This is a genomic window from Bradyrhizobium sp. SMVTL-02, assembly GCF_051853005.1.
GTDB lineage: Bacteria > Pseudomonadota > Alphaproteobacteria > Rhizobiales > Xanthobacteraceae > Bradyrhizobium.
Genome location: NZ_CP182469.1, coordinates 7842123 through 7854453 on the forward strand (window position 1 = coordinate 7842123; position 12331 = coordinate 7854453).

Below are 12331 nucleotides of genomic sequence, written 5' to 3' on the forward strand. Positions count from 1 at the left end.
CCGGCTGTATGCCCCGGCTTGAGCGGGGCATCCGGTACGCCGCGGCCTCACGGCTCTATCACAACAGTCTCCGGAATACTGGATCGCCCGGTCAAGCCGGGCGATGACAGTGTCTGTGGCGCGCTCATCGCGCCTCACGAGCAGCTCTTATGACTCGATCTTCACGTACTCGAAGTCACCCGGCTTGTTGTCGATGCCAACTTTCGGCGGCGAGATCCAGGAGGCGAACTGGCCGATTTCGGTGACGGGCTGCATCAGGGAGGTGATGAAGTCGCCGTCGCTCGCCGAAGGCAGCCATTCGTCCTTGCGCTTGTTCCAGGTGGTATCGTCGATCAAAATGCCGTCGGGCGTCGCATGCACGTCCTTGAACTCGCCGATGTGGCGGTGGAAGGCGACGTTGGGCAGGGTCAGCTTGAAGTCGTAGCCCGCGGTCGAGATCACCTTGTTCCAACGCAGCATGCCCTTGACGCAATCCTGGCTGTAATCGTCGCGCAGGCGCATGTTGAGCGCGGTCAGCGCCGGCTCATCGACCAGCTTTACCTCGCCGTTGATCAGCTTGAGCACCGGATAGGTGGAGTTCTTGAGCTGGTGATCGTCCTCGATCTGGGTCTCGTGATAGCGGCCCTTGATGCCGGCGTTGAAGGCGTTGGCCGCGTTGGTCGAGACCTCCGAGCCGAACAGGTCGAGGGACAGCGTGTAGTGCAGGTTCAGCTTCTTCTGGATGGTCGGCAGGTCGATGACGCCGAGCGCGCGCACTTTCGCGATGTCGGTGGGATCGGTGATGCCGGCGGCCTTCATCGCATCGCAGGTGCGCTGCACGACGCGGGTGATGCCCGTCTCGCCGACGAACATGTGGTGCGCCTCTTCCGTCAGCATGAAGCGGCAGGTGCGCGACAAGGGATCGAAGCCCGACTGCGCCAGCGAGTGCAGCTGCATCTTGCCGTCGCGGTCGGTGAAATAGGTGAACATGAAGAAGGACAGCCAGTCCGGCGTCGCCTCGTTGAAGGCGCCCAGCATGCGCGGCGCATCGGCATCGCCGGAGCGGCGGCGCAAGAGATCATCGGCCTCCTCGCGGCCGTCGCGGCCGAAATATTTCTGCAGCAGGTAGACCATCGCCCAGAGATGACGGCCCTCCTCGACATTGACCTGGAACAGGTTGCGCATGTCGTAGAGCGAGGGCGCGGTCTTGCCGAGATGGCGCTGCTGCTCGACCGAAGCGGGCTCGGTGTCGCCCTGGATCACGATCAGGCGGCGCAGCATGGCGCGGTGCTCGCCCGGGACTTCCTGCCAGGCCGGCTCGCCATAATGCTCGCCGAAGGGAACGACGCGATTTTCTTCCTGGGGAGCAAGGAGAATGCCCCATCGATATTCGGGCATGCGGACATAGTCGAACTTGGCCCAGCCGCGCGGATCGACGGAGTAGGCCGTGCGAAGGTAAACCAGCGACTCCTGGAAGCCTTCCGGCCCCATGTCGCTCCACCAGTCCATGTAGCCGGGATGCCAGCCTTCCAGCGCCCTGAGCACCTGGCGGTCTTCGGCGAGATTCACGTTGTTCGGAATCTTGGTCGAGTAGTCGACGTTCATGATGTTCATGTTCATGGCCGTGCTCTCCTTAAACCCGCGTCATATCGAATTTCGGCTTCTGGCCGCTGCCATAGCGGCGCAGCGCGCCTTCCTCGCCGACCGCGTTCGGGCGCTGGAAGATCCAGTTCTGCCAGGCGGTGAGGCGCGCGAAGATCTTTGATTCCATCGTTTCAGGACCGACGAAGCGCAGGCTTGCTTCCATGCCGGTGAGGCTGTCGGGCGAGAAACTGGCGCGCTCCTCGAGGAACACGCGGACCTCGTCGTCCCAGTCGATGTCGTCGAGCGCGAAGGTGACGAGACCGAGCTCTTCGGCCTGCTCGGCATCGAGCGCGGTGCCAAGCGTTGCTTCCGCGCGCTCCACGTCGGACGGATCGGCCTGGAAGCGCGACTCCAGCCGCGTCAGGCCATGGCTCATCGGATACGGACCGAAATTCATGGCCGACAATTCAATGGAGGGCGGCGGGCGGTTGTCGCCCTGGCGCGTGCCGATCAGCATGTAGGAGCGGTCGGCGGCGAAGACGAGCTCGGCGAGCGTGCCGGCGAAGCAGGAGCCGGGCTCGACCAGCGTCACCAGCGTGCGCGAGGTAACGTCGATGCGCTTGAGCACACGTTTCCAATAGTGGCGGATTTCGTTGACCAGCCAATGCGCCTTGTTGGCTTCGAGGACGGCATCGCTGGCGAGCACATGGGCGCGGTCGCCATGGCTCTTGAAGACGAGCATCGCAATCTCGAGCTCGTTGATGCGCAGGTGCAGGATTGCGTCGTCGAGCTCGCGCGCGACCTGGAGCGGCCAGAACGAAGCGCCCTGCGCCATCATGCCGTCGATGTCGGCGGCCGGCGCCGCCTCGGGAGCCTTGATCGAGATGGTGGCGATGCGCGCGGAGCGGTCGATGTCGACGCCGACGAAGCCGTAGCGGATGCTGGTATCGTCGATGATGCGCTTGAGCGGCGTCAGCGCGATACCCTTGCCGCTACCCTTGCGCTTCGAGGCCGCCGCAAACTCGCGGGCGCGCTCGGCGATCTTGCCTTCGAGTTTCGAGTTCGGCGCGATCTCGTCGACGAGACGCCATTGCACCGCGCGCTTGCCCTTCACGCCTTCCTCGATGGTGCAGAAGAAGTCGGCGTGGTCGCGGCGCACCTTGCGCTTGTCGACGACGCGGGTGAGGCCGCCGGTGCCGGGCAGCACCGCAAGCAACGGTACTTCGGGCAGCGCGACGGCAGACGCGCCGTCGTCGGCGAGGATGATGTGGTCGGTCGCAAGCGCCAGCTCATAGCCGCCCCCGGCAGCCGAGCCGTTCACCACGGTGATGAAGCGCTGGCCGGAATTCTCGGAGGAGTCTTCCATGCCGTTGCGGGTCTCGTTGGTGAATTTGCAGAAATTGACCTTGTGGGCATGGGTCGAGCCCGCGAGCATGCGGATGTTCGCGCCGGCGCAGAACACGCGGTTCTTGGCCGAGCGCATCACCACGACTTTCACCTCGGGATGCTCGAAGCGCAGGCGCTGGATCGCGTCGGCGAGCTCGATGTCGACGCCGAGATCATAGGAATTGAGCTTGAGCTGATAGCCCTCGAACAGTCCGCCATTCTCGTCGACGTCCATGGTAAGGGTCGCGACGTCGCCCTCGAACGCGAGCTTCCAGTGCTTGTAGCGGGACGGTTCGGTCTGGAAATCGATGAATGTCGCGCCGCCTGCGAGGCGCCGATCTTCCCCGGCCATGGGCCACCCTTGAGCTTGTCTTTGGTTTTACGGTTAGATGCACAATAGTGCATATTTTCTTGCGCGTCTAGCCCCGAATCTGGGCCTCACATGCACTTTGCTTCACCTGGGCGACCGCCCCGTTCGCGCGAGGATCAGGCTGCCTGAAGCCCGCGATCGTCCCGCAAGGCAGCCTTTGCAAATTGCTCCAGCGCCTCCAGCGTCGCCCCGGGGGCTTCCCGATGCGGCGAATGGCCTGCCTCCGGAAGGATTTTCAGGTCGACCGGGCAGTAACACTCCTCCCGTGCGATCTCGACTTGGCGCAGCGTCCCGTACCGGTCATTCGCACCTTGCACGATCATGACCGGAACGCGGATGTAGGCGAGATATTCCGAGATGTCCCAGTCGCGGAATTTTGGGTCGAGCCAGGCGCCGTTCCAGCCATAGAAGGCGTTGTCGACGTCCTTGTGCCAGCGTGCGAGTTTTGGCTTCAGGTCGGTCGTCTCGTAAGCCGTCTTGATCGCGGCGATGGATTTCACCGAGACGTCCTCGACGATGAAATGCGGCGCGATCAGCACGAGGCCATTCAGGCGATGATCCTGATGCGCGCCGGCATAGATCGTCGCGATCGAGGCGCCGTCGGAATGGCCGAGCAGCAGGCCGCGCTTGAACTGAATCGCGTCGAGCAGCTTCGGCAGCACATCGAGCGCCTCGCGCTGCATGTAATCGAGCGGCCGCGGCAGCGTGACCGGGCTCGACTGGCCGTAGCCGGCGCGTGAATAGGCGAAGATGCCGGCGCCGGTCGCCTGCTGGAGTTTTTCCGGGAAGTCGCCCCAGAGGCCGACCGAACCGAGGCCTTCATGCAGCATGACGATGGTGGGCGCGTCAGCGACTTGCGGCGCCAGCCATTTGTATTCGAGGCTGGCACTGCAGATGCCGAGGAAGCCGGTGGGGGTGAGATTGGTCATGGTCGAAGTCCCATTCCTGGCCAAAGCCGACATGCCCACCCTCCCCCTCCAGGCCCTCCAGGCCCTCCAGGCCCTCCAGGCCCTCCAGGGGAGGGTAAGCAAGTGCAGTTCGCAAGCTCAATTCGCGCCTTCCCGCAACTTGAACCGCTGGATCTTGCCCGTGGCCGTCTTCGGCAAGGACTCCACCACGTCGATCCAGCGCGGATATTTCCATGGGCCGATCTTCTGCTTGACATGCTCCTTGAGCGTCTCCTGCAGCTCCGTCGTCTTGGCGCCGGGGCGCAGCACGACGAAGGCCTTCGGCTTCAACAGGCCTTCCGGATCGGCCTCGGGCACGACGGCGGCTTCGAGCACCGCCGGATGCGTGATCAGCGCGCTCTCGACCTCGAACGGCGAGACCCAGATGCCCGACACCTTGAACATGTCGTCGGCGCGGCCGCAGAAGGTGTAACGGCCATCCGCGTCGCGGATGTATTTGTCGCCGGTGCGGGTCCACGGCCCCTCGAAGGTGCGGCGGCTCTTGTGCCGCTGGTTCCAGTAACCCTCGCCGGCGGAGGGCGCATCGACGAGGAGCTCGCCGACCTCACCGTCGGCGACGTCCTGGCCGGCCTCGTTGACGAGTCGCACCGCATAGCCCGGCACCGGCTTGCCGGACGAGCCGTATTTGATGTCGCCGGGCGCGTTCGACAGGAAGATGTGCAACAGCTCGGTCGAGCCGACGCCGTCGAGGATGTCGACGCCGAAGCGCGCCTTCCAACTGTTGCCGACCGATTCCGGCAGCGCCTCGCCGGCCGAGGTGCAGATGCGCAGCGCCTTCCCGCCGCGCTCGGACTTCATTGTCTCGTCGTTGAGCATGGCCGCGAACAGCGTCGGCACGCCGTAGAAGATCGAGGGGTTGTAGCGGTTCATCAGGTCGAACATGCGCGCCGGCGTCGGCCGCTCGCTGTTCAGGATCACGCTGGCCCCGACCGACATCGGAAAGGTCAGCGCATTGCCGAGGCCATAGGCGAAGAACAATTTTGCCGCCGACAGGCAGACGTCGCTCTCGCGGATGCCGAGCACCTGTTTCGCATAGGTGTCCGCGGTGGCCTGCAGATTGGCATGCAGATGACGCACGCCCTTTGGCATGCCGGTCGAGCCTGATGAATAGAGCCAGAACGCGGGCTCGTCGGGGTGCGTCGCGGCAGTGGTGAACTGGTCGCTCTCGCCCGCGATCTCCTCCGCAAGCTGCTTGTGGCCATTCTGCTTGGCGCCGGAGACCACGACATGCTCGAGATCCGGCATGCGGCCGACCACGTCCTTGATGACGGGATAGAGCGCCTCCGACACGAACAGCACGCGCGCGCGGCAATCGGCGAGGATGTAGGCGTACTGATCCGCCGTCAGCAGCGTGTTGAGCGGCACCGGCACGATGCCGGCGCGGATCGCGCCCAGGAACACGATCGGGAAGTCGACCGTATCCAGCATGATCATCGCCACGCGCTCCTCGCGGCGGACACCGAGCCGGCGCAGCATGTTGGCGGCGCGCCGGGTCTGCTGCTGGAGCTCGCCATAGGTGAGCCGCGAGACGGTGTCGTCGAAGACGAGCTTGTTGCCACGTCCCTCCTCGACGTTGCGGTCGAGCAGCCAGGTCACCGCGTTATAGGATCCCTCGCTCACGGTCGTCTCCCCAGAATTTAGAATTATAATTCATAGAAAGACACTCCGGCGGCTTGCTGTCAATGCCAGCAGGCACTATGTTTCATTAAAACGCGCCGCAGGACCTTCTGCAAAGGAGGCATCCGCAAAGAAGGCTCATGACCGACAGTCCCGACGCCGAATCCCGCTTCCTCGAACAGCTCGGCCAGCGTGTGCGCACCATGCGCGCGCTGCGCGGCATGTCGCGAAAAGTGCTCGCCAAGGTATCAGGGATTTCGGAGCGCTACATCGCGCAGCTCGAGAGCGGCAAGGGCAACGTCTCCATCGTGCTGCTGCGCCGCGTCTCCGACGCGATGGGCGCGCATCTCGAAGACCTGCTTCCGTCAGCAGACCCGACGCCGGACTGGCAGATGTTTCGCGACCTCTTGCGCAAGGCGACGCCCGCGCAGATCGCGCAGGCAAAAGATCTGCTCACTGGAGGCAGCGCATCCGCGCCGCGGCGCGCGCCGTTCTGCGGCATCGCGCTGATCGGCCTGCGCGGCGCCGGCAAGTCGACGCTCGGCCGGATGCTGGCGAAGAAGATCGGCTGGAGCTTTGTCGAGCTCAACAAGGAGGTCGAGCAGCAGAACGGGCTCTCGGTCGCCGAGATCATTGCGCTCTACGGCCAGGAAGGCTTTCGCCGCATGGAGCAGGCGGCGCTGCAGCAGCTGCTCGCGCGCAACGAGCTGATGGTGCTGGCGACCGGCGGCGGCATTGTCTCCGAGCCTTTGACGTTCGACCGGATCCTGACCTCGTTCTACACGATCTGGCTGAAGGCCGAGCCGGAGGAGCACATGGCCCGCGTGCGCCGCCAGGGCGACCTGCGCCCGATGGCGGATGATCGCTCGGCAATGGCCGAGTTGCGCAACATCCTCTTGAGCCGTGAGCCGCTGTACTCGCGCGCAACGGCGGTGGTGGATACCGCGGGATTGTCGGTCGATGCCGCAGCAGCAAGGCTGATCGATGCGGTGCGCCCGGTGCTGCAGAACGAAGCGCGCAGCTTCGGACTGCGCAGCGTGGCCCTGTAGCTGCAGCTGTATCCACATTCCCCGTTGTCGTCCCGGCGAAGGCTGAATTTGTGGGGGCGCCACGATGTCACTATATGCGAGCCCAACAGCAACCCCTTGGGACCCACGATGACCGACAGCACCGTCACCATCTCCATGTTCGAGCGGATCGGCGGCAGTGCCACCATCGATCGCCTGGTCGACCGCTTCTACGACCGCATGGACACGCTGCCGGAAGCGAAGATCATCCGCGCCATGCATGCGGGCGATCTCGGACTGATCAGGGACGTGCTGAAGCGCTATCTCACCGAATGGACCGGCGGCCCGCCGCTCTATACCCCCGAGAAGGGACATCCGCGGCTGCGACAGCGGCATATCGGCTTCGCCATTGGGGACGCCGAGCGCGACGCGTGGATGCTCTGCATGCGCGGCGCGATGGAGGAGACGATCGCCGACCTCGCTGCGCGTCAGGACCTCGACAAGGCGATCTCGGGCCTCGCCGACTGGATGCGCAACCGGACGTGAGGCGGCTCACACGGGGCCGTAGCCCGTACTTCCGACGCGGCTAGACCGACCAGTAGTTCGGATGCTGATACGGCCGCGAGCGGTCGCCCCAATCGAACTCCTCGCCATCGAACTCGCATGGACCGCTGCTCAATTGCTCCGGCGTCATTTCGACCTGGAAGGCCTGACGGGTTGGATCATATTTCAGCGCGCTCCACTGCACCGGATAATGGTGGTGAGTACCGAGCAGGCCGCCCGTCTTGAGCACGGCGTAGGCGACGGTTCCGCTCACCTTTTCGAGCATCAACCGCTCGATCGTGCCGAGCTTCGTGCCGTCACAACCATAGACGGCGACGTGCTGCACGCGATCACTGGGAACCATGGTGTGTTGCATGGCGTGCTCCCTAGCTTTGTCGGAGCGTATTATAGCCCCGTAGCCCGGATGAGCGAAGCGACATCCGGGGTCTCGCGATGGCTTCCCGGATATCGCTGCGCTCACCTGGGCTAAGCGGTTACAGCAGCTGCGATCGCACCGCCTCCGCCCCCTGCCGCAGCAGCGGCAGAAAGCGGTCGATCAGTTCCTGCGCCGGCACGCGATCGACATGGGCGCCCATGTTGATGGCGGCGACGATCACGTCGTCGTAGCGGCGGACGGGGACCGAGATGGAGCGGAAATGCGGCTCGGCTTCGCGGTCGACCAGCGCATAGCCCTGCGCGCGGTCGGCGGCAATGCGCGCGAGCAGCGCCTTCGGGTCTGTCACCGTCTGCGGCGTCAGCGCCTCCCGCTTCATCGTCTTCAGGCGCGCGGCGAGATCGGCATCGTCGAGCCGGCCGAGCATGGCGCGGCCGACCGAGGTGCAGAAGGCCGGCAGGCGATAGCCGATGTCCAGTCCGCCCGAGAACATGCGCGCCGGGCTGCTGCGGGCGATGAACACGACTTCGTCGCCGTCGAGTATCGCGAGGGAGGAGATTTCGTTTGCCGCGGTGGCGACACGATCGAGCACCGGTTGCAGCACCGTGACGAGCTGGCTGGACCGCAAGTACGACGCGGCCAGCGTCAGCACATGCGGCGTCAGCGAGAACAGTTTTCCATCGCCACTGACGAAACCACCACGCTGGAGCGTGAACAACATCCGACGTGCCGTCGCGCGCGGAAGATCGGCCGCACGGGCAAGATCGCTCAGCGTCATCGGGCCGGCGGTCGTGCCGAAGCACTGAAGCAGGCGGAGGCCGCGGTCGAGGGCCTCGACGAAATCCGTCGCCCGCTCTTCAGACTCACTCCGTTTCAGCTTGGGCATGGTTCGGGGGATAATCCTGCAAAATAAAGCTTGCTGTCGATCCAAGGCATGTCATAATTCGCCCATTCGTTCAATAGGCGAACAGACACTACTCCACAAGGGATGCCCTCGCCATGATGAGCCAGGAGCAGAACGACCTGATCACCCGCACCGGGCCGAAGGACCCCTGCGGCAGACTGATGCGGAGCTACTGGCAGCCGGCGGCGCTGGTCGATGAACTGGAAGGTGCGCGGCCGATCCGCCCCGTCGAACTCCTCGGCGAGAACCTCGTGCTGTTCCGCGACGAGAGCGGACGCTACGGCCTGATCGACCGCCACTGCGCGCATCGCGGGGCCGATCTCGCCTTCGGACGGCTCGAGCATGGCGGCCTGCGCTGCGCCTTCCATGGCTGGCTGTTCGACGCCACCGGCCAGTGCATCGAGACGCCGGCCGAGCCGAAGGACTCAAAGCTCTGCCAGAACATTCGCCAGCGCTCCTATCCCGTGGTGGAGAAGAGCGGCATCCTCTGGGCCTATCTCGGCGAAGGCGAGCCGCCCGCCTTTCCGGAGCTCGACTGCTTCGTTGCGCCAGGCACTCACACTTTCGCCTTTAAGGGCCACATGGCCTGCAACTGGCTGCAGGCGCTGGAAGTCGGCATCGATCCGGCGCACGCCTCCTATCTGCACCGCTTTTTCGAGGACGAGGACACCTCCACCGCCTACGGCAAGCAGTTCCGCGGCGCCTCGGCCGGCAGCGACCTGCCGATGACGAAGATCCTGCGCGAATACGACCGTCCGATCATCAATGTCGAGCACACCGAATACGGCCTTCGGCTGATCGCGCTGCGCGAGATCGACGAGGAGCGCACGCACGTGCGCGTCACCAACCAGCTGTTCCCGCACGGCTTCGTCATTCCCATGAGCACGGAGATGACGATCACGCAGTGGCACGTGCCCGTTGATGACGAAAACTGCTACTGGTACGCGATCTTCACCAGCTACACGAATCCGGTCGACAAGCAGAAGATGCGCGACCAGCGGCTCGAGCTCTACGAGCTGCCCGACTACAAGTCGCGCAAGAACCGCAGCAACGATTACGGCTTCGATCCGCACGAGCAGCAGACCGCGACCTATACCGGCATGGGCAACGACATCAACGTCCACGACCAGTGGGCGGTGGAATCGATGGGCGCGATCCAGGACCGCACCAAGGAGCATCTCGGACAAAGCGACAAGGCGATCATTCAGTATCGGCGCCTGTTGCGGCAGGAGATCGAGAAGGTCCAGAGCGGCGAGAGGCCGATGCTGTTCCTGGACGGGGCCAATGCGCGCAGCATCCAGGGTCCGGCGACCATGGACGGCATCGGGCCGACGCGGGGCTGGGAGACCTACTGGATGGAGGTCGACGTCAAGCGCCGCCGCGGCGCGCCGTGGACCGCACCGGTGCCGAAGGAGATCGCTGATAACGTGCATCGGCTGACGGCGGCGGAGTGAGGGTGAAACTCTCTCCACCGTCATTGCGAGCGAAGCGAAGCAATCCAGACTGCCTCCGCGGCGGGATTCTGGATTGCTTCGCTACGCTCGCAATGACCGAGTGTATGGCAGGCATCTTGCGCCGGTCGGGCATTGTGACTGAGGAGCAACCAAAGTGACTTTCGTCGCACGCCATGCGCTGTGGTCGGATGAGCAGAAGGACGCAGCCCAGCGCATGCGCCGAATCGTCGAGGACAAGAACCTCGAGGTCATCCGCCTCGCCTTCCCAGATCAGCCCGGCATCTTGCGCGGCAAGACGATCGTCGCCACCGAAGCGATCGCCTCGCTGGAGAGCGGCTGCTCCATCACCACGACCATGCTCGCCAAGGACACCTCGCACCGCACGGTGTTTCCGGTGTTCACGTCGGGCGGCGGCTTCGGCATGAAGGAGATGGAAGGCGCGGCCGATGTGCTGATGGTCGCCGATCCCACCACCTTTCGCGTGCTGCCCTGGGCGCCGACCACGGGCTGGGTGCTCTGCGACCTCTATTTCAACGACGGCCGTCCCGTGCCGTTCGCGACCCGCGGGCTCCACAGGCGCGTGCTCGATGAGCTCGGCGCGCGCGGCTACGATTTCGTCGCGGGGCTCGAGGTGGAATTCCACATCTTCAGGCTCGATGACCCGCATATGCGTGCGGAGGACGCTGGGCAGCCCGGCACGCCTCCATCGGTGAGCCTGCTCAGCCATGGCTATCAATACCTCACCGAGCAGCGCTTCGATCAGATGGAGCCGGTGCTGGAGATTCTTCGACGTGACATCGTCGCGCTGGGGCTGCCGTTGCGCTCGGTCGAGGTCGAGTTCGGACCGAGCCAGTGCGAATTCACCTTCGCGCCGCGGAAGGGCCTGGAGCCCGCCGACAACATGGTGCTGTTCCGCTCTGCCGTGAAGCAGATTGCCCGCCGCCACGGTTATCACGCCACCTTCATGTGCCGGCCGAAACTGCCGAACGTGTTCGCGAGCGGCTGGCATCTGCACCAGTCGATCGTCTCGCGCACGAGCGGCGAGAACCAGTTCATGGCGAAGGCAGGCAGCGAGCCGCTCAGCGCCTTCGGCAGGTCCTATCTCGCCGGCCTGCTCGACCACGCCCGCGCCTCAACCGTGTTCACCACGCCGACCATCAACGGCTACAAGCGCTACCGTTCCTATTCGCTGGCGCCGGACCGCGCGATCTGGGGCCGCGACAATCGCGGCGTGATGATCCGCGTGCTCGGCGGCGCCAACGATGCTTCAACGCGCCTTGAAAACCGCATCGGCGAGCCCGCCGCCAATCCCTATCTCTACATGGCCTCGCAGATTCTCTCGGGCCTCGACGGCGCCGAGCGCAAGCTCGATCCCGGCCCGTCGGCCGACACGCCCTACGAGACCAAGGCACCGCTGCTGCCGAAGAGCTTGCGCGATGCGGTCGCCGCCCTGAAGGATGACCCATTCTTCCGCGAAAAGTTCGGAGCCGAGTTCGTCGACTATTACACCCACATCAAGAACGCCGAGATCGACCGCTTCCTGGCCGAGGTCACCGACTGGGAGCATCGCAAATATTTCGAGATGTTCTGAGCACGTCCGGGCGCCGTCAGGAATGCCGCGACTCGGGCCTCACGGCGCTGTGAGGCGGACTTCGTCATCATGAGGGCTATCATGCGAAAGCTGATGCTGATCGCAGCGATGTCGCTGCTTGCAACCGGGGCTCACGCCGGCGGCGCGCGGAGCCTGAGCCTGGCGGCCAGCAGTGCGAGCCAGCAGCAGCCCGCCAACACCGCGGCGACGCCACCGACCACTCAGGTCCCGTCGGCACCGCAAAGGACGAACGTGCAGATGGCGACGACCGCGCCAACGTCGGCAGCAACGACCGCGCCAGCGACATCGACAGCAACTCCGGCCGCCACACCGACTGCCCAGCCCGCCGCGACAGCGGCGGCGACCACGACAGAAACCGCCAAGCCGAAGCGCCGGCAGCCCTCCAACGAGGCACGGGTGATCCGTGAGCTGCATCGGCATGGGATCTATTGGTGAGGGCTCACACCGATCTCTTCCGTCATTGCGAGCGCAGCGAAGCAATCCAGAATCTTTCCGCAGCGGCGGTCTGGATTG

Annotated in this window: 11 protein-coding genes; 5 read left to right on the plus strand and 6 right to left on the minus strand. The window is 64.7% G+C overall.

Features of this window, described 5'->3' with window-relative positions:
• Positions 1 to 147 precede the first annotated feature (147 nt).
• The 4 genes from boxB to ACNJYB_RS37630 all read right to left on the minus strand — a co-directional run bounded on the left by boxB (position 148) and on the right by ACNJYB_RS37630 (position 5907).
• The gene (boxB, locus tag ACNJYB_RS37615) at positions 148 to 1599 is read right to left on the minus strand and encodes a benzoyl-CoA 2,3-epoxidase subunit BoxB (RefSeq protein ID WP_439371652.1); all 1452 of its coding nucleotides are present in this window, start codon (positions 1597 to 1599) and stop codon (positions 148 to 150) included.
• A 13-nt stretch (positions 1600 to 1612) separates the two neighbouring features.
• A complete protein-coding gene (gene boxC / locus ACNJYB_RS37620) occupies positions 1613 to 3301 on the minus strand; it encodes a 2,3-epoxybenzoyl-CoA dihydrolase (protein WP_439371653.1) in 1689 nt (562 codons plus the stop codon).
• A 134-nt stretch (positions 3302 to 3435) separates the two neighbouring features.
• The gene (locus ACNJYB_RS37625) at positions 3436 to 4248 is read right to left on the minus strand and encodes an alpha/beta fold hydrolase (RefSeq protein ID WP_439371654.1); all 813 of its coding nucleotides are present in this window, start codon (positions 4246 to 4248) and stop codon (positions 3436 to 3438) included.
• Positions 4249 to 4365: 117 nt separating this feature from the next.
• The gene (locus ACNJYB_RS37630) at positions 4366 to 5907 is read right to left on the minus strand and encodes a benzoate-CoA ligase family protein (RefSeq protein WP_439371655.1); all 1542 of its coding nucleotides are present in this window, start codon (positions 5905 to 5907) and stop codon (positions 4366 to 4368) included.
• A gap of 137 nt (positions 5908 to 6044) precedes the next feature.
• On the opposite strand from ACNJYB_RS37630, the gene ACNJYB_RS37635 reads away from it, so the two are divergent.
• Positions 6045 to 6953 (plus strand): helix-turn-helix transcriptional regulator, encoded by a 909-nt coding sequence (locus ACNJYB_RS37635; protein WP_439371656.1) that lies wholly within the window; start codon positions 6045 to 6047, stop codon positions 6951 to 6953.
• Positions 6954 to 7061: 108 nt separating this feature from the next.
• The gene (locus tag ACNJYB_RS37640; RefSeq protein ID WP_439371657.1) at positions 7062 to 7457 is read left to right on the plus strand and encodes a group II truncated hemoglobin; all 396 of its coding nucleotides are present in this window, start codon (positions 7062 to 7064) and stop codon (positions 7455 to 7457) included.
• A 40-nt stretch (positions 7458 to 7497) separates the two neighbouring features.
• On the opposite strand, the gene ACNJYB_RS37645 is transcribed toward ACNJYB_RS37640, so the two are convergent.
• Together ACNJYB_RS37645 and ACNJYB_RS37650 are read right to left on the minus strand one after the other, a co-directional pair.
• Positions 7498 to 7830 carry a PRC-barrel domain-containing protein gene (locus ACNJYB_RS37645; protein ID WP_439371658.1) on the minus strand — a complete coding sequence of 111 codons (333 nt, stop codon included), beginning with the start codon at positions 7828 to 7830 and terminating at the stop codon, positions 7498 to 7500.
• 118 nt (positions 7831 to 7948) lie between these two features.
• Complete coding sequence (locus ACNJYB_RS37650; RefSeq protein ID WP_439371659.1) at positions 7949 to 8734, minus strand: IclR family transcriptional regulator domain-containing protein; 786 nt, start codon at positions 8732 to 8734, stop codon at positions 7949 to 7951.
• 113 nt (positions 8735 to 8847) lie between these two features.
• Between ACNJYB_RS37650 and ACNJYB_RS37655 the strand changes: the two genes are divergently transcribed.
• The 3 genes from ACNJYB_RS37655 (at position 8848) to ACNJYB_RS37665 (ending at position 12253) form a co-directional block, all read left to right on the plus strand.
• Entirely contained in the window at positions 8848 to 10206 is a 1359-nt protein-coding gene (locus tag ACNJYB_RS37655) for an aromatic ring-hydroxylating dioxygenase subunit alpha (RefSeq protein ID WP_439371660.1), read from the plus strand.
• Between the two features lie 154 nt (positions 10207 to 10360).
• Positions 10361 to 11797 (plus strand): glutamine synthetase family protein, encoded by a 1437-nt coding sequence (locus ACNJYB_RS37660; RefSeq protein WP_439371661.1) that lies wholly within the window; start codon positions 10361 to 10363, stop codon positions 11795 to 11797.
• Positions 11798 to 11878: 81 nt separating this feature from the next.
• Positions 11879 to 12253 (plus strand): hypothetical protein, encoded by a 375-nt coding sequence (locus tag ACNJYB_RS37665; protein ID WP_439371662.1) that lies wholly within the window; start codon positions 11879 to 11881, stop codon positions 12251 to 12253.
• The last annotated feature ends 78 nt before the right edge of the window (positions 12254 to 12331 follow it).